General features: G+C 71.9%; 21 protein-coding genes and 2 pseudogenes. 13 read left to right on the top strand and 10 right to left on the bottom strand.

The window, feature by feature from the left end; genetic code table 11:
• Nucleotides 1–29: 29 nt before the first annotated feature.
• Nucleotides 30–290, top strand: a complete 261-nt coding sequence (locus EHO50_RS04995; RefSeq protein WP_128428541.1) for a hypothetical protein — start codon at nucleotides 30–32, stop codon at nucleotides 288–290.
• A gap of 12 nt (nucleotides 291–302) precedes the next feature.
• Here EHO50_RS04995 and EHO50_RS04990 read toward each other — a convergent pair whose 3' ends face one another.
• On the bottom strand, nucleotides 303–1397 hold the full coding sequence (locus EHO50_RS04990) for a mechanosensitive ion channel family protein (protein ID WP_128428540.1): 1095 nt from the start codon (nucleotides 1395–1397) through the stop codon (nucleotides 303–305).
• A gap of 317 nt (nucleotides 1398–1714) precedes the next feature.
• Here EHO50_RS04990 and EHO50_RS04985 point away from each other — a divergent pair, with 317 nt between their 5' ends.
• The gene (locus EHO50_RS04985) at nucleotides 1715–2251 is read left to right on the top strand and encodes an HNH endonuclease (RefSeq protein WP_030049754.1); all 537 of its coding nucleotides are present in this window, start codon (nucleotides 1715–1717) and stop codon (nucleotides 2249–2251) included.
• A gap of 116 nt (nucleotides 2252–2367) precedes the next feature.
• Here EHO50_RS04985 and EHO50_RS04980 read toward each other — a convergent pair whose 3' ends face one another.
• From EHO50_RS04980 to EHO50_RS04970, 4 genes are read right to left on the bottom strand one after another with little or no spacing between them, the layout of a single operon-like run.
• Nucleotides 2368–3732, bottom strand: coding sequence for an FtsX-like permease family protein (locus EHO50_RS04980; protein WP_128428539.1), 1365 nt, complete (start codon nucleotides 3730–3732; stop codon nucleotides 2368–2370).
• Nucleotides 3729–3884, bottom strand: coding sequence for a hypothetical protein (locus tag EHO50_RS43870; RefSeq protein ID WP_164904749.1), 156 nt, complete (start codon nucleotides 3882–3884; stop codon nucleotides 3729–3731). The genes EHO50_RS04980 and EHO50_RS43870 overlap by 4 nt, the downstream gene beginning before the upstream one ends.
• On the bottom strand, nucleotides 3881–4579 hold the full coding sequence (locus EHO50_RS04975; RefSeq protein WP_128428538.1) for an ABC transporter ATP-binding protein: 699 nt from the start codon (nucleotides 4577–4579) through the stop codon (nucleotides 3881–3883). Before EHO50_RS04975 ends, EHO50_RS43870 begins: the two co-directional genes overlap by 4 nt.
• Entirely contained in the window at nucleotides 4576–5109 is a 534-nt protein-coding gene (locus EHO50_RS04970) for a PadR family transcriptional regulator (protein WP_128428537.1), read from the bottom strand. Before EHO50_RS04970 ends, EHO50_RS04975 begins: the two co-directional genes overlap by 4 nt.
• A gap of 248 nt (nucleotides 5110–5357) precedes the next feature.
• Between EHO50_RS04970 and EHO50_RS04965 the strand changes: the two genes are divergently transcribed.
• The 3 genes from EHO50_RS04965 to EHO50_RS04955 all read left to right on the top strand — a co-directional run bounded on the left by EHO50_RS04965 (nucleotide 5358) and on the right by EHO50_RS04955 (nucleotide 8067).
• Nucleotides 5358–5579 (top strand): hypothetical protein, encoded by a 222-nt coding sequence (locus EHO50_RS04965; protein WP_128428983.1) that lies wholly within the window; start codon nucleotides 5358–5360, stop codon nucleotides 5577–5579.
• A complete protein-coding gene (malQ, locus tag EHO50_RS04960) occupies nucleotides 5580–7724 on the top strand; it encodes a 4-alpha-glucanotransferase (RefSeq protein ID WP_246101018.1) in 2145 nt (714 codons plus the stop codon).
• Nucleotides 7725–7809: 85 nt separating this feature from the next.
• Nucleotides 7810–8067: a hypothetical protein gene (locus EHO50_RS04955; protein WP_031476771.1), complete on the top strand. Its 258-nt coding sequence runs from the start codon at nucleotides 7810–7812 to the stop codon at nucleotides 8065–8067.
• A 117-nt stretch (nucleotides 8068–8184) separates the two neighbouring features.
• On the opposite strand, the gene EHO50_RS04950 is transcribed toward EHO50_RS04955, so the two are convergent.
• The gene (locus tag EHO50_RS04950; RefSeq protein WP_128428536.1) at nucleotides 8185–8772 is read right to left on the bottom strand and encodes a TetR/AcrR family transcriptional regulator; all 588 of its coding nucleotides are present in this window, start codon (nucleotides 8770–8772) and stop codon (nucleotides 8185–8187) included.
• 152 nt (nucleotides 8773–8924) lie between these two features.
• Between EHO50_RS04950 and EHO50_RS04945 the strand changes: the two genes are divergently transcribed.
• Nucleotides 8925–10418, top strand: coding sequence for an FAD-dependent monooxygenase (locus tag EHO50_RS04945; protein WP_128428981.1), 1494 nt, complete (start codon nucleotides 8925–8927; stop codon nucleotides 10416–10418).
• Nucleotides 10419–10451: 33 nt separating this feature from the next.
• On the opposite strand, the gene EHO50_RS04940 is transcribed toward EHO50_RS04945, so the two are convergent.
• The gene (locus EHO50_RS04940; protein ID WP_128428535.1) at nucleotides 10452–10964 is read right to left on the bottom strand and encodes a MarR family winged helix-turn-helix transcriptional regulator; all 513 of its coding nucleotides are present in this window, start codon (nucleotides 10962–10964) and stop codon (nucleotides 10452–10454) included.
• Nucleotides 10961–11056, bottom strand: a pseudogene (locus tag EHO50_RS45955) (hypothetical protein); the annotation flags it as partial. The gene EHO50_RS04940 and the pseudogene EHO50_RS45955, both read right to left, overlap by 4 nt.
• A 95-nt stretch (nucleotides 11057–11151) precedes the next feature.
• Here EHO50_RS45955 and EHO50_RS04930 point away from each other — a divergent pair.
• From EHO50_RS04930 to EHO50_RS44800, 4 genes and pseudogenes are all read left to right on the top strand, one after another.
• Entirely contained in the window at nucleotides 11152–12120 is a 969-nt protein-coding gene (locus EHO50_RS04930; RefSeq protein ID WP_128428534.1) for an EamA family transporter, read from the top strand.
• Nucleotides 12121–12155: 35 nt separating this feature from the next.
• Complete coding sequence (locus EHO50_RS04925) at nucleotides 12156–13112, top strand: DMT family transporter (RefSeq protein ID WP_128428533.1); 957 nt, start codon at nucleotides 12156–12158, stop codon at nucleotides 13110–13112.
• 14 nt (nucleotides 13113–13126) lie between these two features.
• On the top strand, nucleotides 13127–14047 hold the full coding sequence (locus tag EHO50_RS04920; RefSeq protein ID WP_128428532.1) for a LysR family transcriptional regulator: 921 nt from the start codon (nucleotides 13127–13129) through the stop codon (nucleotides 14045–14047).
• A gap of 26 nt (nucleotides 14048–14073) precedes the next feature.
• Nucleotides 14074–14226 (top strand): annotated as a pseudogene (locus tag EHO50_RS44800) (LysR family transcriptional regulator); the annotation flags it as partial.
• A 115-nt stretch (nucleotides 14227–14341) separates the two neighbouring features.
• On the opposite strand, the gene pepN reads toward EHO50_RS44800, so the two are convergent.
• On the bottom strand, nucleotides 14342–16918 hold the full coding sequence (gene pepN / locus EHO50_RS04915) for an aminopeptidase N (protein ID WP_128428531.1): 2577 nt from the start codon (nucleotides 16916–16918) through the stop codon (nucleotides 14342–14344).
• 112 nt (nucleotides 16919–17030) lie between these two features.
• Between pepN and EHO50_RS04910 the strand changes: the two genes are divergently transcribed.
• On the top strand, nucleotides 17031–17507 hold the full coding sequence (locus EHO50_RS04910) for a DUF1203 domain-containing protein (RefSeq protein WP_128428530.1): 477 nt from the start codon (nucleotides 17031–17033) through the stop codon (nucleotides 17505–17507).
• Nucleotides 17508–17531: 24 nt separating this feature from the next.
• Here EHO50_RS04910 and EHO50_RS04905 read toward each other — a convergent pair whose 3' ends face one another.
• On the bottom strand, nucleotides 17532–18548 hold the full coding sequence (locus tag EHO50_RS04905) for an aspartate-semialdehyde dehydrogenase (RefSeq protein ID WP_128428529.1): 1017 nt from the start codon (nucleotides 18546–18548) through the stop codon (nucleotides 17532–17534).
• Between the two features lie 309 nt (nucleotides 18549–18857).
• Here EHO50_RS04905 and EHO50_RS04900 point away from each other — a divergent pair, with 309 nt between their 5' ends.
• Together EHO50_RS04900 and EHO50_RS04895 are read left to right on the top strand one after the other, a co-directional pair.
• Nucleotides 18858–19385 (top strand): RNA polymerase sigma factor, encoded by a 528-nt coding sequence (locus EHO50_RS04900; RefSeq protein WP_128428528.1) that lies wholly within the window; start codon nucleotides 18858–18860, stop codon nucleotides 19383–19385.
• 1 nt (nucleotide 19386) lies between these two features.
• Nucleotides 19387–20142, top strand: coding sequence for a hypothetical protein (locus EHO50_RS04895; RefSeq protein ID WP_246101017.1), 756 nt, complete (start codon nucleotides 19387–19389; stop codon nucleotides 20140–20142).
• The last annotated feature ends 45 nt before the right edge of the window (nucleotides 20143–20187 follow it).

Here is a 20187-nt window from a genome sequence, read left to right as displayed (position 1 = left end):
TCGTGAACGGCCGGGGCTAGGCTGCGCGGATGACGCGTGACCGTCGCCGTGCCCTGCTCGCCCTCGCCTCGCTCGCCGTGATCATCGCGGGCGTGTCCTTCGTCTTCTGGGCGACACGGCCCGTGCCGCACGGCGAGTGCCGGATCGCCTTCTCCCGGGTCACCACCATCGACAGCAAGCCGCTGACCGAGCGTGAGCTGGACGAGCTCGGCCGGCGGGAGTACGAGAAGGCGATCGCCGAGGGGCGGTGCGAGGCGCCGTGGCCGCGGTGGCGGGGGTGGGTCGACTGAGGTGGGCGGTGCCTACTTCGTCACGCTCGGCGGCGTCAGCGGGGTAGCCGCCTGGGCCTGCGGAGAGGACGTGTTGGAGTACGCCGACGGCGCCGCCATGCCGGCCGTCGGGTCGCTCGCGGCAGCCTCCTCCGTGGTGAGGACGGCGCCTCCGACGATCGGGATGTCGGCGGCGTCGAAGGCGCGCTTGATGCGCCAGCGCAGCTCGCGTTCCACCGTCAGGGACTTGCCGGGCATCGTCTTCGCGGAGACCCGTACGACCATCGAGTCCAGCAGCACGCTGTCCAGGCCGAGGACCTCGATCGGGCCCCAGAGAAGCTCGTTCCAGGGCTCCTCCTTGCTCATCTTCTCGGCGACCTGGTCGATGCTGCGCTTGACCTTGTCGAGGTCCTCGGAGGAGCGGACCGTGACGTCCACGCCGGCCGTCGACCAGCCCTGCGAGAGGTTGCCGATCCGCTTGACCTCGCCGTTGCGGACGTACCAGATCTCGCCGTTGTCGCCGCGCAGCTTGGTCACGCGCAGGCCGACCTCGATGACCTCGCCGGAGGCGACGCCCGCGTCGATCGAGTCGCCGACGCCGTACTGGTCCTCGAGGATCATGAAGACACCGGAGAGGAAGTCGGTGACCAGGTTGCGGGCGCCGAAGCCGATCGCCACGCCCGCGACACCGGCGGAGGCCAGCAGCGGGGCCAGGTTGATGTCGAAGGTGGAGAGGACCATCAGGGCCGCGGTGCCCATGATCAGGAAGCTCGCCACCGAGCGCAGGACCGAGCCGATCGCCTGCGAGCGCTGACGGCGCCGCTCGACGTTGACCAGCAGGCCGCCGAGGGCCGTGCCGTCCACCGCCTGTGCCGTGCGGTTCATCCGGTCTATGAGCTTGGTGATCGCCCGCCGGATCGCCATTCTCAGCACCGCCGCGATCACCAGGATCAGCAGGATCTTGAGACCTATGGCGAGCCAGGTCGACCAGTTCTGCTCGACCCAGCTCGCGGCGTTGGTCGCGCTCTCCTGGGCGTCCTGGATCGTGGGGACCGCCGGGGTCGTCGTCTCCGACGGGGACGGCGACGGGGTCGAACCGACGGCCAGTAGGACGGCGGGCAAGGACACGGCTGGTACCTCCAGTGCAGCGGCCCGCCCCACCGGCAGATGGTCAAGGTCACGAAAAGGTCACCGGCAGGGCAGGCCCACCACACTATCGGGGCATCGTGTGTGGATCGGCGCCATGTTCGAGGGAGGAATGGTGCCCACCTGGGGATGAACTGGTGGGATGAACAGTTCGTCGTCCTGGGGATGAATCAGATGTGGTCGAAAACACTCCCAGCCCGTTACCGGGAGATGGTGGCGGTTTCACCAGGCAAGAGGGGAGACTGAGTCCAGATCGTCCCGGCGCGAGCCACGCGCCGCCGACGCCCAAGGAGGCATCCGTGCCGCATGTCCTGGTCCTCAACGCGTCGTACGAGCCACTCGGCGTCGTACCGCTCCGCCGCGCGCTCGTCCTCGTCCTCGAGAACAAGGCCGTATGCCTCGAGGAGTCCGGCGCCTTCATGCACAGCGCAACCGTCACAGTCCCCGCACCCAGCGTGGTCCGGCTCAAGCGATTCGTCCGGGTTCCCTATAGGGGGCCCGTTCCTCTTACCCGTAGGGCGCTCTTCGCGCGCGACGGGGGCCGGTGCATGTACTGCGGTGGCGTCGCAACCAGCGTCGACCATGTCATTCCGCGCAGCCGCGGGGGCAAGCACGTCTGGGACAACGTCGTGGCCTCGTGCCGCCGCTGCAACCACGTGAAGGCCGACCGACACCTCTTCGAGATCGGCTGGCGGCTGCGCCACAAACCCGCCCCACCCACCGGTCTGGCCTGGCGCATCATCGGCACCGGCCATAGGGACCCGCGCTGGCTGCCGTACTTGCAGCCGTTCGGCGCGGAGGACGCCATGGCCCGGATCGACGGCATTTCCGCCTGACGATCCGGGCTTTCGCATACCCGGCGTGCCGTGCGTGTGACCGTCCGGCCCCGAGGGTCCCCCGTGCCCCCGGGGCCGGACGGTCACGTGGCCGCCGGGCCGTCCTCACCCGCAGCTCACACGTACCGCAGCTCCGCCGGGCGCACCGAGCGGTGCAGCAGGGGCAGTGAGGTGGCCGCCGCCAGCAGACATGCGGCGTACACGACCACCGGGACCACCACCGGCATCAGCGGTACGGACCCGACGGCGTCGTCGATCATCGTGGCCCAGCCCACGTAGATCGCCGTGCCGCCGGCGCCCGCGAGCAGAAGCGACGGCGCGAGCGGCAGCGCGGTCTCCAGCAGCAGCGCCCGGCCGAGCACACTCTGCGGCACCCCCGCCGCGGCCTGCGCGGCCAGTCCCCGGCGCCGGGTGGCCAGCGACTCGGCGGTGCCCACGGCCAGGGCCGACAGGGTCAGCGCCAGGGCGATCAGGATCGCGGCCCCGGAGAGGTCCAGGCCGGTGGTGTAGTACGACCTGTTCTCGGCCAGGTGCTCGGTGTTCTCCACCACCTGCAACAGCACCGCGCGGATGCCGACGAAGGCCGTGCCCACGACCGTCACCAGCAGCACCGCCGCATGCGTACGGGCCGTCGCCCACGGGTCGTCGCGCAGCCGCTCCGCCGCGATCAGCAGCGCCGGGCGCTGGGCGCGGGCGGCGAGCGCGGTGCCCAGCCGCCGGGACGACCAGCCCGCCAGCCACACCGCCGAGACGCCGATCAGCAGGCACAGGGCGAACACCGTCAGCGGGGCGAGGGCGAATTTGAGGGGGCGGCCGACGAACAGAGGATCGCCGAGGGTCGCGGCCAGGCCGACGACCACCGCCATCACCGCCAGCAGCACGGTCACCGCCAGGAATGCCCGCCCCGGCCCCTGCGTCGGCCGCACCCGCCGCACCCAGCCCAGCGGCGAGGCCACCACCCGGCGCAGCGACAGCGCGCTCACCACCGCGCCCAGCACCGGTACGGCCACGGCGACCAGGGCGATGCCGAGCCACGCCAGGGGCTCGGGGTGCTGCCACAGGCGCAGCAGAAGCAGGACGGAGAAGACCGTGGCCACCGCTGAACCGACCAGGCAGGCCAGCCCCGCCTCCAGGGCCGCGATCCGACGGACCTGGCGGGGCGTGGCCCCCGCGAGCCGCAGCGCGGCCAGTCGGCGGTCACGGTGCACCGCCCCCACGCGGGCGCACTGCCCGAGAAACCCGAGCACCGGGACCAGCAGCAGCAACAGGGCGATGATCACGCCCTGCCGGTCACTGGGGTGGTCGAGGAGTCCGGCGCCGAAGGAGACCGAGTACTGCCCTTCGATCGAGGCGATCGCGGCCACCGCCAGCCCGATCCCGGTCGCGAGCGCCGCCCCGACCGCCGTGAGAACGACCCGCCACCACTCGCGCCGGTCGGATCCCTGGGTGAGCAGCCAGGCCAGCCGGAGGTCGGCCCTCATGCGGTCACCTCCGGGCCGGTCACCGTTGTGCCGGTCACTGTCGTGCCGGGGAGCCGGAAGCCGTCGCCGAGTCCGGCGGGCCTCGTGGCTGTCGCCGCCTCCGGTCGGGCGGCGATCCTCCCGCCACCGCAGAGCTCGAACTCGAACCTCATGCCGCCACCTCCAGCGGCGTCACGGTCCCGTCGGTCAGCCGCAGCTCGCGGTCCGCGTACGCCGCCACCTGGGCGTCGTGCGTGATCAGCAGCACCGCCGTGCCCGACTCGCGGGCCGTGTGCGTCAGTGCCGTCATCACCTGCTCGCTCGCCAGCGAGTCCAGCGCCCCGGTCGGCTCGTCCGCGAAGACCACCTTCGGGCCGGTGACCAGGGCCCGGGCCAGGGCCGCCCGCTGGGCCTGGCCGCCGCTCATCTCGCCGGGCCGCAGCTCCTCCTGCCCGCGCACCCCGAACCGCTCCAGCCACTCACCGGCCTTCGCCTGCGCCTCCTGCCTGCGCGCGCCGGCGAGCAGCAGGGGCAGCGCCACGTTGTCCAGAGCCGTCAGCTCCGGGATCAGCTGCCCGAACTGGAAGACCACGCCGAACTCCGTACGCCGCAGCTCGCTCAGCCGCCGCTCGGGCAGCCGGTCCAGCCGCTCCCCGGCATACGTCACCGAGCCGCTGTCCGGGCGAACGATGCCGGACAGGCAGTGCAGCAGCGTGGACTTTCCGCTGCCGCTGGCGCCGGTGACGGCGAGGATCTCGCCGGCCCGCAGCTCGACGGAGGCGCCGCGCAGGGCCTCGGTCCTGCCGTGTGCCTTGACGAGGTCACGGGCCGCCAGCAGCGGCACCGCGCCTCCCCCTGTGTTGCTCATGCTGCGTCGACCTCCGCGGTCAGGGTGGTGAGCCGGGCCGCCGTGGTCGTCATCCAGCGGAGGTCGGCGTCGAGGTGGTTGAGGGCGTAGTCCGCCGAGAGCACGGTCGCGAGATCGGTGCCCGGCGCGGTCTTGACCGCCGTGAGCTCCCGCATCCGCGCCATGTGGGCGGTGCGCTGGGCGCGCAGATAGGCCTCGGGGTCGCCGCCCGACAGGATCGACACGACGACCTTGGCGAAGATCTCGTTCGTCACGAACGGCGCGGGTGGCGCGATCTCCCCGGCCCACTTGGCCAGTTCGCGCGCTCCGTCGTCCGTCGAGCGGTACGCGGTGCGCTCCGGACCGCCGTCCGAATCGGTGCCGTCGACCTCGGCGAGCCCGTCGCGGACCAGCCGCTGCAAGGTCGTGTACACCTGCCCGTAGGCCAGCGGACGGGCCTGCGGGAAACGTTCGTCGTGGCGTCGCTTGAGGTCGTAGCCATGGCTCGGCCCCGTGGCGAGCAGCCCCAGCAGGATGTGGCGGGTGCTCATGCCGACCATTATGTACTGCGTACATGTACTGAGTGAATAGTGATCAGAAAAATAGTTCGAGAAGGGCGGCCTGTGGAGCAGAATGTGCGGAACAGAATGTGAGACGAGGCACGTTGTTCGTTTCTGGACGTCTGTCCCCGCGCCCGGTGGGTAGGGCTGCGGTAACCCGCACGCCGTACTAGCAGAGGAGGGCACCCGTGCCCACAGCATCGGCCCTGTCCAAACCCGAGGCGCCCAGCGAGCCCGCGATGTACGCAGGCGTCTTCACCGAACCGGAGATGCACGCCTGCGTCTTCAGCGCCGAGGGCGCCTCCGCCGAAACCCCCCTCACCAGCGAACCTCCCCTCCCCGACGTCGAGCCCCTCACCAGCGAGCCGCCGCTCGCCGACGCCGCGCCGCTGACGAGTGAGGCAGCCGTCTGGGATGCGGGTATGGACACCGGTATGGACATGGATTTCCCGAGGCCGTAGATGACAGCAGAGCGGTCGGCCGAAGCCCTTGCCGAGGGTTCTGAGGGCCCTGAGGGTCCCGAGAACCCCGAGAGCCCCGAGAGCCCCGAGGATCTCCCCTCCGACGACCTGGCCCGGCTCGCCGAGTTGCACGGCGTCGCCACCTCCTACCGGCCGTCCGCGGACCGTACGGTCACGGCCTCCGCCACCGCGCTCACCCTCGCCCTGGCCGCCCTCGACGTCGACACGAGCACACCCGGCGCAGTCGGTGCCGCGCTCGCCGCGCGGCAGCGGGAGCTGGGTGAGCGGCTGCTGCCGCCGACCGTGGTGTGCTGGGGCGGGGCCGAGCCCGAGGCGCTGGCCGCGCTGCCGTCCGGCACCCACCTGCACATCGAGACCGAGCAGGGCGAGAGCCGCACCACGGCCGACCAACTCCCGCCCGGCGTCCACCGTTTGACGGCCACCGCCCCCGACGGCCGTACGGCGTCCAGTCACCTGGTCGTCGCCCCGCCCCGCCTGCCCACACCCACCGGACGCTCCTACGGCCTCCTCGTCCAGCTCTACTCCCTCCTCTCCCGGCGCTCCTGGGGCATGGGCGACCTCGGCGACCTCGGCGAGCTGGCCACCTGGGCCGGGCGGGCGCTCGGCGCCGGATTCGTGCAGGTCAACCCGCTGCACGCGGCCGTACCCGGATCCCCGACCGACCCTTCCCCCTACCGCCCGTCCTCCCGCCGTTTCCCCGACCCGGTGCACCTGCGGGTCGAGGACGTGCCCGAGTTCGCCCACGTCGAGGACCGTGAGCGCGTGCGGACCTTGCTGGAGCGGGCCGGGCGGCTGCGTGAAGCGGTACTGGAGAAGGGGGAGTTGATCGACCGGGACGCGGTGTGGGAGGCCAAGCGCGAGGCGCTGGAGCTGGTGCGCGAGGTACCGCTCGGGCCGGGGCGGCGAGCCGCGTACGTCGACTTCCTCGCGCAGGAGGGGGACGCGCTGGAGGACCACGCCACCTGGTGCGCGCTGGCCGAGCTGCACGGCTCGGACTGGCAGCGGTGGCCGGAGGGGCTGCGGGACCCGCGATCACCCGAAACCACCCGCGCGCGGGGCGAGTTGATGGACCGGGTCGACTTCCACTGCCGTCTCGCATGGCTCACCGACGGCCAGCTGGCCGCCGCGCAGCGGCTCGCGCGGGAGGCGGGGATGCCGGTCGGCATCGTGCACGACCTCGCGGTCGGCGTGCATCCCGGGGGCGCGGACGCCTGGGCGCAGCAGGAGTACTTCGCGGCCGGGATGTCGGTGGGCGCACCGCCGGACGCCTTCAACGCGCGCGGCCAGGACTGGGGGCTGCCGCCCTGGCGACCGGATCGGCTGGCCGAGTCGGGGTACGAGCCGTACCGCCGACTGCTGCGGGCGCTGTTCCGGTACGCGGGCGCGCTGCGCATCGATCACGTCATGGGGCTGTTCCGGCTGTGGTGGGTGCCGCAGGGGCATGCGCCGACGGAGGGGACGTACGTCCATTACGACGCCGAGGCCATGCTCGCGATCCTGGTGCTGGAGGCCTCCCGGGCCGGCGCGGTGGTGATCGGGGAGGACCTCGGCACGGTGGAGCCCGGAGTGCGCGAGACGCTGCGCGCGCGGGGCGTGCTCGGCACCTCGGTGCTGTGGTTCGAGCGCGACTGGGACGGGGACGGCCGTCCGCTGCCGCCGGAGTCCTGGCGCGCCGACTGCCTCGCCACCGCCACCACCCACGACCTGCCGCCCACCGCGGCCCGCCTCACCGGCGAACACGTCCAACTCCGCGACAGCCTGGGCCTGTTGACCCGCCCCCTGGAGCAGGAGCGCGCGGAGGCCTCGGCCGACACCGGCGAGTGGCTGGAGCTGCTCTCCCGGCTCGGACTGCTGCAAGGCTCGCACGGCGGCCACTGCACCTCGGAGGAGGAGGCCGAGATCCAGGCCGTCCACCGCTTCCTGCTGCGCACCCCGGCCCGCATGGTCGGCATCTGGCTCCCGGACGGCGTGGGCGACCGCCGCCCGCAGAACCTGCCGGGGACGTGGGACCAGTACCCGAACTGGCGGCTGCCGATCGCGGACGCGGAGGGGAGAGCGGTGACGCTGGAGGAACTGGCGGCGTCGGCTCGGCTGCGGGCACTGCTGGAGGTGCTGCGGGGCTAGGGCCCGGGTGACGATTCCCCGGGGCCGCGTCTCATACGGCACCCCGAGCGCGCGGCCCTTCCCGTCGTTCGATACTTTTGGCCCCGTGGACAAGAAGAACGCCCTGCGCGCCGGCGCCCTGGCTGCCGGTACGACGCTGATGATGCTGCTCATGTCGTCCCCCGCGCTCGCGCTCACGCGCGACGACGGCGACGACCCCGGCCAGGGCCTGAGCGTCATGGAGACGCTGGGCCAGTTCGTCTTGGCCCCGATCGTGCTGTTCGCGGTCATCGCGGGCCTCGTGATGGTCCTGGACCGCTCCACGGACCGCCAGCCGAAGGCAAAGGCCAAGGCGAAGGCCTGACCGGCCCGATCTGCCTGACCAGGACTTTTCCGTCCGGTCACAGCTTCCCCGAGGGCGTCGACCCTGTCGCACGTACGCGCATCCGCCGTACGTGGACGAGGTCGGCGCCCTCGGTGTTCACGCCGGGTGCGGCGCGGTCAGATACCGCTGCACCGTGGGCGCCAGCCATGCCACGACCTCCTCGCGGGCCAGCGCCACGGCGGGCGGGAACCGCAGGACATAGCGCGTGAGCGCCAGCCCGAGCAGTTGCGACGACGCCAGTGCGGCCCGCGCCGGGGCCTGCTCGGGGTCGGGGCACACCCGGCGGGCGAGCGGCAGCAACTGCTCCCCGAAGATGCCCCGCATCCGCTCGGCCCCGGCCTGGTTGGTCGCGCCGACGCGGAGCAGGGCCGTGAGGACCTCGTTCTCCTCCCACATGGCCAGAAAGTGCGTGACGAGCGCCCGGCCGACCTCGTCCCGCTGGAACGACGCCGGGTCCGGCAGCTTCAGATCTATGGCGACGGCCGCCGCGAACAGGCCCTCCTTGTTGCCGTAGTAGCGCATCACCATCGACGGATCGATGTTCGCGTCCTTGGCGATGGCGCGGATGGTGGCGCGCTCGTAACCGTCGGCCGCGAAGCGCTCGCGGGCCGCGTCGAGGATCGCCGTGCGGGTGGCCTCGGAGCGGCGGGCCGGGGTGGGGGGCTTGCTCTGGCTCTGGCTCATGTCAACAAGCGTAGGCCAACGTATGTGGGCCCACAAGCGTTGACATACTCGACGGCGCGGCTCTACGGTTACCAACAAGCGTTGACCCACAAACGTTGACCAACAAATGTTGGCCCACGAGTGTTGGCATCCAGGAGGCCACCATGAGCACCATGAACGGCACCGACACCGGCACCAGCGGCACCAACTCCACCCCCGCCACTCCCTCCACTCACCCCGTGCTCGTCGTCGGATCCGGCCCCACCGGTCTCCTCCTGGCCGGTGACCTCGCCGCCGCCGGCGTCCCCGTAGCCCTCCTCGAAAAGCGCCCCCACAAGATCAGCAACCTCTCCCGCGCTTTCGGTGTGCACGCCCGCACCCTGGAGCAGCTCGATGCCCGCGGCCTCGCCGACGAACTGCTCGCCACCGGCAGCACCATCACCGAGCTGCGGCTCTTCCGCCGCCTCTCCCTCGACCTTGGCACGTTGCCGTCCCGCTTCCCGTTCCTGCTCATCACCCCGCAGTACGAGGTCGAGCGGCTGTTGGAGCGGCGGGCGCGTGAGCTCGGTGTCGAGTTCCTCTTCGAGAGCGAGGTCGTGGGGCTGCGGCAGGACGACAGCGGGGTCGACCTCGATGTGCGCGGCCCGGACGGGGCGGTCGTCACGCGTCGCGCCGCCTACGTGGTCGGCGCGGACGGTCACCGCAGCGCCGTACGCGAGGCCGTCGGCCTGTCCTTCCCCGGGGTCTCCGTCATCAAGTCCCTGTTGCTGGCGGACGTTCGGCTCGCCGAGCAGCCCGAGAGCGTGCTCACCGTCAACGGCGCCGGTGACGCCTTCGCGATGATCGCGTCCTTCGGCGACGGCTGGTACCGCGTCATGGGCTGGAACCGCCGCCACGAGGTCCCCGACGACGCCCCGCTCGACCTCGACGAGGTCAAGGAGGTCACCCGCCGCGCCCTCGGCACCGACTACGGCATGCACGACGCGCGCTGGCTCTCCCGCTTCCACAGCGACGAGCGGCAGGCGCCGCAGTACCGGGTCGGGCGGGTCTTCCTCGCCGGTGACGCCGCGCACGTCCACTCGCCGGCCGGCGGCCAGGGCATGAACACCGGTCTCCAGGACGCGGCCAACCTCGGCTGGAAACTCGCCGCCGTCCTAGCCGGCCGGGCGCCCGAGGGCCTCCTGGACACCTACCAGACCGAGCGTCACCCGGTCGGCAAGGCGGTACTGCGCAGCAGCGGCGGGCTGGTCCGGCTGGCGAGGGCGCAGAACCCGGCGTTGCGCGCCGTCCGCGCCCTCGTCTCCGCCTTCGTCAACGCGGCCCGGCCCGCCCGGGCGAAGGCGCTGGCCCAGATCTCGGGCATCGGCTACCGGTACCCCGCCCCGCGCGGCTCCCACCGCCTCGTCGGCACCCGCGTCCCGGACGTGGCTCTGCGGAGCGGCCGCCTCTACGAGGCCCTGCGCGGTGGACGGTTCGTGCTGATCGCGCCGCAGGCCGGGGATGTCTCCGAGGGCCGGAGCGCCCGTAGGGACCGGCTGACCGTGGAGCGCTGGGCGAGCGGCCGTCGTACGACCGTGCTCGTGCGGCCCGACGGATACGTGGCCTGGGCGGCGGACGCCGCGGACCCGGCGGCCGTAGAGGCTGCGCTCGCCGCCCACGTGGGGTGAGTGAAGCCTCTCCTGTCGGGGGCCGGGTGTCCGCTACCGCGGTTCGGGTGTCCCCGCGAGCAACTCCCGCAACAGGTCGGCCAGTTGGTCGGCCTGTTCGTCGTCGAGGGCGGACAGGGCCTCCGTCTGGACGGCCACACCGGCGCCGACCGCCTGGTCGATGATGCTCAACCCCTTCTCGGTGAGCGTGACTTGCAGGCCGCGGCGGTCGTGCGGGTCGGGGGAGCGGCGCAGCAGGCCGGCCCGTTCCAGCTTGTCGAGGCGGCCGGTCATGCCTCCGGTGGTGAGCATCAGCGTCGCCGAGAGCTGGCGGGGCGAGAGTGTGTAGGGCTCACCGGAGCGGCGCAGGGTCGCCAGGACGTCGAACTCGCCGCGCGAGATGCCGTAGGGCGCGTACGCCTTCTCCGTGCGGTCGCCCAGCGTGCGCGAGAGGCGGTAGATCCGCCCGAAGACCTCCATCGCCTTGGTATCGAGGTCGGGCCGCACGGCCGCCCACTGGTCGACGATCGCGTCGACGGGGTCCTTGCGCTGGGGGCGTTCGCTCATGGGTCGAGTATCGGCGGTCTGATGCTGGCCTGCAAGAAAGTAGCTTGGTGAAAAGTGGCTCGACGGAAAGTGGCTCGACGGAAAGTGGCTTGATGGAAAGTTGCTTAGCGCTAAGCTACCTTCCACTGGCAAGCTACCCACCACTGGCCTGCTTTCCGCCGACCTACTCCTTCGAAGGGTGCCTCCCATGGCCGCCGACCGTGCCGGCAGCGTCTCTCCCGCCCTGATACTCCTCACCGCCCTCGCGCCCATCTCCTGGGGCACGACCTACGCGGTCACCACCGAGTTCCTGCCGGCCGACCGCCCCCTGTTCACCGGTCTGATGCGCGCCCTCCCCGCCGGTCTGCTGCTGCTCACCCTCGCCCGTGTGCTGCCGCGCGGCGCCTGGTGGTGGAAGTCGGCGGTGCTGGGTGCGCTGAACATCGGCGCCTTCTTCCCCCTCCTCTTCCTCTCCGCGTACCGGCTGCCCGGCGGTATGGCGGCGGTCGTGGGTTCGGTCGGCCCGCTGTTCGTCGCGGGGCTCGCGGCGGTGCTGCTGGGGGAGCGGCCTACGGTACGGACGCTGCTCACCGGGGTCGTGGCCGCGCTCGGTGTCAGCCTCGTCGTGCTGAAGGCGGCCGGCGCGCTGGACGCGCTGGGCCTGCTGGCTGCGCTCGCCTCCACCGCCTCGATGTCCACCGGGACCGTGCTGACCAAGCGCTGGGGGCGCCCGGACGGGGTGGGCCCCCTCGCCCTGACCGGTTGGCAGTTGACGGCCGGCGGCCTGCTCATCGCACCCCTCGCCCTCCTGGTGGAGGGTGCGCCGCCCGCGCTGGACGGCCGGGCGACCGTCGGCTACCTGTACCTGGCGCTGGCGAACACGGCATTGGCGTACTGGTTCTGGTTCCGCGGCATCGGCCGCCTCACCGCCACCCAGGTCACCTTTCTCGGCCCGTTGTCGCCGCTGACCGCCACCGTCGTCGGCTGGGCGGCCCTCGGGCAGGCGCTGACGCCGGTCCAGGTGGCCGGCATGGTGCTGGCGTTCGGGGCGACGGTGGCGGGTCAGCTTCGGCCGCGCACCGGGGTCGTCGTGGGCAGCCGCCGATCGTTCAGCATTCCTGAAAGGAATGGTCGAAAAGATTCGATGGACGTTACAGATCCGGCGCTGCGACGGTAGATCGAGCCCGATCACCGACCGTCGAAAGGACCTCTGTGACCGTCGTCCTCCCCAGGACCGCCACCCCCGCCATCCCCGCCACCCCCACCACCCTCACTACTCCCATCCCCGCCTCCCTCCCCAGGGCGACCGTCCTCGGCATCGCCCTCGCCGCCCTCGCCACGGTCGTCTGGTCGGGCAGTTTCGTCACCTCCCGCGCGCTGCACGACAGCGTGCCGCCGGTGCAGCAGGCGTTCTGGAGATGGCTGGTGGCGCTGGCCGCGGTGGCTCCCTTCGGTGCCCGGCAGGCATGGCGGCAGCGGAAGGTGATCCGCCGTCACCTCAAGTTCGTGCTCCTCGCCTCCCTCCTCGGCGTCACCACCTACAACACCCTCGTCAACCAGGCCGGGTCGACCACGTCCGCCGCCAACATGGGCATGATCATGGCCGCTTCGCCGGTCCTGATGGCCATGTTCGAGCGGGCCGCGGGGATACGGCTGGGCGCGCGCCGGGTGGCGGGACTGCTGACGGCGTGTGCGGGCGTCGTGCTGCTGATCGGGGGTGGCGCGGGCGGGGCCGGGTTCGCGGCAGGGGACCTGTGGATGGTGGCCGCGGCCTGCTGCTTCGCGTCGTACAGCGGTCTGCTGCGGCGCAAGCCGGCCGAACTCGGCGCCGTGGCCTTCCTGTTCACCACGTTCCTGCTGGGCACGGTCCTGCTGTTGCCCGCGCAGGGGGTCAGCCTGGCGGTGCAGGGCGGCTTCGAGCCGACGCCCGGGACCGTCCTGCCGATCCTTTACGTGGGAGTCGTCTCCTCCGCCGTCGCGTTCTTCGCCTGGAACAGGGCGATCGCACTGGTCGGCCCGAGCCGTGCCGGGGCCGTCTACTACCTCCAACCGGTGTGCGTGTCCCTGCTGTCCTGGGCGGTGCTCGGCGAGGCGACCGGCTGGACGCAGGCGCTGTGCATGGCGCTGATCCTCGGCGGGGTCGTCCTGGGGGCGGGGGCGCGTCGGTGACGTAGGTTGCCGCCATGGTCGAGTGGGACATCCGGAAGCTGCAGATCCTGCGGACGCTCAGGGAGCGGGGGACCGTGACGGCGACGGCCGAGGCGCTGCGGATGACGCCGTCGGCCGTGTCGCAGCAGCTGACGAATCTCGCCAAGCAGCTCGGGGTGCCGTTGCTGGAGGCGCAGGGGCGGCGGGTGCGGCTGACGGACGCGGCACGGCTGGTGCTGCGGCACGCCGAGGCCCTGTTCGAGCAACTGGAGCGGGCGGACGCCGAGTTGGCGGCCTACGTGCACGGCGAGGTGGGAGAGGTGCGGGTGGGCGCCTTCTCGACGGCGGTGCCCGCGTTGGTCGTACCGGCCGTGCGGGCCCTGCGGGAGGCGCATCCCGGGGTGGTCGTACGGGTACGGGAGGCGGAGGCCGGGGAGGCGTACGAGCTGCTGGCCGCCGGGGACGTCGACCTCGCGCTGTCCCTCGCCGCGCAGGCCCCGACGGCCGCCGACCCCCGTTTCACCCGCGTCCCGCTGCTCGCCGACCCCCTCGACGTCGCGCTGCCCCGCGACCACCCGCTCGCCGACGCGGACGGGCTGCGGCTCGCCGATCTCGCGGGGGAGCCGTGGATCTTCGGCGGGAGCGGGCCCTGGTCGGACATCACCCGCGGGGCCTGCGAGGCGGCCGGGTTCAGCCCTGTCCAGGGGCACTCGGCGGCCGGCTGGACGGCGATCCTGGCGATGGTGGAGGCCGGGATGGGGGTCGCGCTGGTGCCGCGCACGGCGGCGGTGCGCAGGGAGGGCGGCGTGGTGATGCGGGAGCTGACCGCGGACCGGCCTCGGCGGCATGTGGTGGCGGCGGTGCGGAAGGGGGCCGAGGAGGGGGCGGCGGTGGGCAGGGTGCTGGATGCCCTGCGGGCGGTCGCGGCCGGACTCGCCGACGGGCCGTCGCGCTGACGCGCAGGGCGGCGGGCCCGGACACCATCGACCCCCGGCCGGACGGCAGCCCGGCGCCCGACGGTCCCCTCATCGCGGCCCTGGAGGACAAGTTCGAGGTCGTCGCCGACGGACAGGCCCTGGTCATCGCGGCCGGCGCCCGCGGCCACACCCTCCGCCCCGACCTCACCACCGTCCCTTCCGCAAGTGCGCCCGGACCCACCTGATCCGCCCGACGGGCTGACCGCATGCGAAGGGGCGCCCGGTGCTGCAGCACCGGGCGCCCCGATCGGCGTAGGTACGACTACTACTCGGCTACTGCTCGGCCGCCGCGTCCGCCGCCTGCGCCTTCAGCGCCCGCTCGACACCCGACCGGGACTCCGAGACCAGGCGCCGCAGGGCCGCGTTCGGCTCGGCCGACTCCAGCCAGGTGTCCGTCTTGCTCAGGGTCTCCTCGGAGACCTGCAGCGACGGGTACAGGCCGACCGCGATCTGCTGGGCGATCTCGTGGGAGCGGGCGTCCCAGATGTCCTTGACCACCTCGAAGAACTTGTCCGTGTAGGGGGCGAGGAGTTCGCGCTGGTCGGTCTGGACGAAGCCCCCGATCACCGCTTCCTGGAGGGCGTTGGGGAGCTTGTCGGATTCGATGACCGACGACCAGGCCTCGGCCTTGGCCTCGGCGGTCGGGCGGGCGGCGCGGGCCGTGGCGGCGTGGCGCTCGCCGGCCGCCGTCTTGTCCCGCTCGTACTCGCCCGCGATCTCCGTCTCGTCGAAGCGCCCGACTGCCGCCAGGCGCTCCACGAACACCCAGCGCAGCTCCGTGTCGACGGCCAGGCCCTCGACCGACTGGGAGCCGTCCAGCAGGCCCTCCAGCAGGTCCAGCTGCTCCGGCGTACGGGCCGTCGCCGCGAACGCCCGCGCCCACGCCAGCTGGTGGTCGCCGCCCGGCTCAGCCGCGCGCAGATGGGCCAGCGTGGCGTCCGTCCAGCGGGTCAGCAGGGCCTCGCGGGCCGCCGGGTCGGCGTACAGCTCGATCGCCAGCTTCACCTGGCGCTGCAGCGACTGCACGACGCCGATGTCGGACTCCTTGCCGATGCCCGACAGGACCAGGGAGAGGTAGTCGCGGGTGGCGAGCTCCGCGTCGCGCGTCATGTCCCAGGACGACGCCCAGCACAGGGCCCGGGGCAGCGAGGCCTCGAAGTCGCCGAGGTGCTCGGTGACGAAGGCCAGTGACTCCTCGTCCAGGCGGACCTTCGCGTACGACAGGTCGTCGTCGTTGAGGAGGACCACGTCCGGGCGGCGCGTGCCCGACAGCTGCGGTACGGCGGTCAGTTCGCCGTCCACGTCCAGCTCGATGCGCTCGGAGCGCAGCAGCTTGCCGGAGTCGGCATCCAGGTTGTACAGGCCGACCGCGATGCGGTGCGGGCGCAGGGTGGGCTCGCCCTTGGCGCCGGTCGGCAGCGCGGGGGCCTCCTGGCGGATCGCGAAGGACGTGATCACACCGTCGGCGTCCGTCTCGATGGACGGGCGCAGGATGTTGATGCCCGCCGTCTCCAGCCACTGCTTCGACCAGGTCTTCAGATCGCGGCCGGAGGTCTCCTCCAGGGCGCCCAGCAGGTCGGACAGGCGCGTGTTGCCGAACGCGTGACGCTTGAAGTACGCCTGGACACCCTGGAAGAACTCGTCCATGCCGACGTAGGCGACGAGCTGCTTGAGGACGGAGGCGCCCTTGGCGTAGGTGATCCCGTCGAAGTTGACGAGCACGTCGTCCAGGTCGCGGATCTCCGCCATGATCGGGTGGGTGGACGGCAGCTGGTCCTGGCGGTACGCCCACGTCTTCATCTGGTTGGCGAAGGTGGTCCACGAGTGCGGCCAGCGCGACTCGGGCGCGTACGCCTGGCAGGCGATGGACGTGTACGTGGCGAACGACTCGTTCAGCCACAGGTCGTTCCACCACTCCATGGTGACCAGGTCGCCGAACCACATGTGGGCCAGCTCGTGCAGGATGGTCTCCGCGCGCGTCTCGTACGCCGCGTTCGTCACCTTGGACCGGAAGACGTACTGGTCGCGGATGGTCACCGCGCCCGCGTTCTCCATCGCGCCCGCGTTGAACTCCGGCACGAACAGCTGGTCGTACTTCTTGAACGGGTACGCGTAGTCGAACTTCTCCTGGAACCAGTCGAAGCCCTGCCGGGTCACCTCGAAGATCGCGTCCGAGTCGAGGTACTCGGCGAGCGAGGGACGGCAGTAGATGCCGAGCGGGACGGAATGGCCGTCCTTCTCGTAGACGCTGTGCACGGAGTGGTACGGGCCGACGATGAGCGCCGTGACGTACGTCGAGATGCGCGGCGTCGGCTCGAAGACCCAGACGCTGTCCGTCGGCTCCGGGGTGGGCGAGTTGGAGATCACCGTCCAGCCCTCGGGCGCCTTCACTGTGAACTGGAAGGTGGCCTTCAGGTCGGGCTGCTCGAAGGACGCGAAGACGCGGCGGGCGTCCGGCACCTCGAACTGGGTGTAGAGGTAGGCCTGCTGGTCGACCGGGTCGACGAAGCGGTGCAGGCCCTCGCCGGTGTTGGTGTACGTGCAGTCGGCGACGACCCGCAGGACGTTGGGGCCCTGAAGCAGGCCCGGCAGCGCGATCCGGGAGTCCTTGAACACCTCGCCCGCGTCGAGCGGGTCGCCGTTGAGGGTCACCTCGTGGACGGTCGGGGCCACGAGGTCGATGAAGGAGTCGGCGCCGTTTTCGGCGACGTCGAAGCGCACCGTGGTCACGGACCGGTAGGTGCCGCCCTCCTGCGCGCCGGAGAGGTCGAGATCGATCTCGTACGAGTCAACGGTGAGCAGCTTCGCCCGCTGCTGCGCCTCTTCGCGAGTCAGGTTTGTGCCAGGCACGCGGTCATCTCCTCGATATGTGTGGGTTGCGCCATCCTTCCACGGGACCAGCACGGAGCGCGATGTCCGTTAACCGCCGGTGGGCGGGGCGGACGCGCGTGACGCTGGGGACATGACGACCTACTTCGCACGCCCCGTCTCTGCGACGGCCCTGAAGGAGTTGCGCTCTGCTGACGACGCGGGGCGCCAAATGGTTCCCGTGACCGACGAGGAGGGCGGGTCGCCCCTGCGCTGCTGCCTGCGCCACAGCGCGCCCGGCGAGCTCATCGCCCTCGTCTCGTACGCTCCCCTGCGCCGCTGGGCGGCGGAGAACGGGGCCCGCCCCGGGGCGTACGACGAGCAGGGGCCCGTCTTCATCCACGCCGAGGAGTGCGCGGGACCGGACAGGGCCGCCCTGCCCTTCACGAACGCCCACCGCACGGTGCGCCGCTACTCGGCCGAGGGGCACATCCTCGGCGGACAGCTGGTCGAGGACGCGAACGGGTTCGCCGGGGCCCTCCAGAACGCGTTCGACGACCCGGCCGTGGCGCTCGTCCACGTCCGGGCCGTCGAGTACGGCTGCTTCCTCTACGAGGTGCGCAGGGCTTAGCCCTCAGCCATGAGGTGCGCGGGGCTAGCCCTTCAGCTCCGCCGCCACCAGCTCCGCGATCTGCACCGCGTTCAGCGCGGCGCCCTTGCGGAGGTTGTCGTTGGAGAGGAACAGGGCGAGGCCGTGCTCGACCGTCTCGTCGGTGCGGATGCGGCCGACGTACGACGGGTCCTGGCCGGCCGCCTGGAGCGGGGTCGGCACCTCGGTGAGGGCCACGCCGGGGGCGCCGGCGAGCAGCTCCTTGGCGCGCTCCACGCTGATCGGGCGGGCGAAGCGGGCGTTGACCTGGAGGGAATGCCCGGAGAAGACCGGGACGCGCACGCAGGTGCCGGAGACCTTCAGCCCGGGGATCTCCAGGATCTTGCGGGACTCGTGGCGGAGCTTCTGCTCCTCGTCGGTCTCGTTCAGGCCGTCGTCGACGATCGAGCCGGCCATCGGCAGGACGTTGTACGCGATCGGGGCCACGTACTTGTTCGGCTCGGGGAACTCCGCCGCCGAGCCGTCGTGGGTCAGCTTGGGCGCGTCGTCGCCGACCTTCTTGACCTGCTCGAACAGCTCGTCCACGCCCGCGAGACCCGAGCCCGAGACCGCCTGGTAGGTGGCGACCACGAGGGCTTCCAGGCCCGCCTCGGCGTGCAGCGGCTTCAGCACCGGCATCGCGGCCATCGTCGTGCAGTTCGGGTTGGCGATGATGCCCTTGGGGCGGTCGGCGATCGCGTGCGGGTTCACCTCGGAGACGACCAGCGGGACCTCGGGGTCGCGGCGCCAGGCGGAGGAGTTGTCGATCACCACGGCACCCTGGGCGGCGACCTTCGGCGCCAGGGCCTTCGAGGTCGAGCCGCCCGCCGAGAACAGGACGATGTCCAGGCCGCTGTAGTCGGCCGTCGTCGCGTCCTCCACGGTCACCCCGTCCAGGACCGTCCCCGCCGAGCGGGCCGAGGCGAACAGGCGCAGCTCGGTGACCGGGAAGTTCCGCTCCTTGAGGATCCTGCGCATGACCGTGCCGACCTGACCGGTGGCTCCGACGATTCCGACCCTCACGGCGACTCCCTTTACGCGTTCATGTGTGTGTCTGCGGCGTTTCCATCATGCGGCCGACCCTGGTCCACCTGTCCAATTCTTTGCCGTCCATGCCCGGGTACTGGGACACCCTGCGCGCCCCGCCGGTTCCGGAACTCCCGTGCGCACCCACTCTGAGCTGCAGAAATTCACCCTACGAGGCCCTCGTGCCGCAAGCTGTGCTGCATCGTGCGTCGGTGTGACGTACGCCTCGCAGAACTCCCGGAAACCCGGTCGAACGTTTCCGTGCACTGCGGCGTCCTAGAAGAAACGCGGTGAGGGGGGTGGCTTGTGCTGCGCAGAAAGGCCCGCCGGGCCCAAGAGGACGCTCACGGAGATCCTCTGGACGCGGCCCAGGAGCGTCGGGTGCGGGCGGTGCTCGCGCTGGGCGGGGTGCCACAGGCGGACCTGCTGGACGGGGTACAGCAGGTCCGCCTACGGCTGCTGGAGCGGGCCGCGAGCGGGCGGGAGGCGCCGCGGGACGTCTCGGCGTGGGCGGCGGTCGTCGCCTCCAACCTCGCCATGGACTGGCACAGGGCCAAGAAGCGCCAGGAGCGGCTCGGGGAGCGGCTCGCCTCCCTGCGCCAGCTCGAACACCCCTCCGGCGAGGACACCAGCCTGCTCTCCCTCGCCGTCGCCCGGGGCCTGGACGACCTGCCCGACGCCCAGCGTCAGGTCCTCGTCCTGCGCTTCTACGGCGACCTGCCGGTGCGCGACATCGCCGAGGAGCTCGGCATACCGGAGGGAACGGTCAAGAGCAGGCTGCACACGGCGGTACGGGCCCTGCGCGCCCGCCTGCACGAGGACGAGGTGGTGTGACGTGACCGCCGAGAACGAAAGCCGCAACGGTCGCGACGGCAACGACGGCTACGAGGGCCGTGCCCGCGCCGACGCGCTGATGGCCGCGATCACCGGCGAACCGCTGCCGGACGAGGCGCGCGCGGACGCCGCCTTCATGGCCGAGCACCGGTCGGCCGCCGCCGATGTGGCGCTGCTGCGGGAGCAGTTGGGACTCATCGGTCAGGCGCTCGCCGAACCGCCCCAGGCCCAGGTCCAGGCCCCCGAGCCCGTTCCCCCACGACGCCCTTCCCGCGCCCGGCGGCGTGCGTTCACCCTGGCCTTCGGCACCCTCGCGGTGGCCGCCGTCGCGTCCGTGGTGGCCGGCCTGGGCTGGCTGGTGTCGCAGGGCGGGGACGCCGGCCTTGCCTCGGGCGGCAGCGCCGACCAGTCGAGCTCCAAGGAGGCCGACACCGACGTCATGAGCCCTCTCTACCTCGCCTGCGCCCGCCTGGTCGCCGAGGGAGACGTCACCGCCGTGGAGCCGCTGCCCGCGACGGCGCAGGAGCGGATCACGCTGCGGGTGACCCGCTTCTACCACCCGAAGAAGAGCAAGGACGACGAGGTGACCTTCCTGATGGAGGAGGGCATCGTCCACAAGGGCGAACACATCCTGGTCGGCGTCCCGCGGCATGCCGCGGCAGCGGACGTCTGGGCCGTCGGTGAGAAGGACATCGCCCTCGAACGGGCCTGGATCACCGACGCGCTGTCCGACGCGGGCGAGGTCACCTGCGAATGACGAAGGGCGGGCGCCCGTACGGACGCCCGCCCCATGGTCGTACCA

The sequence above is a fragment of the Streptomyces cyaneus genome (genome assembly GCF_004028635.1).
In the GTDB taxonomy this organism is placed as follows: domain Bacteria; phylum Actinomycetota; class Actinomycetes; order Streptomycetales; family Streptomycetaceae; genus Streptomyces; species Streptomyces cyaneus.
Note: the sequence above shows the minus strand (reverse complement) of the source record. Positions and strands in the feature narration are given on the sequence as shown.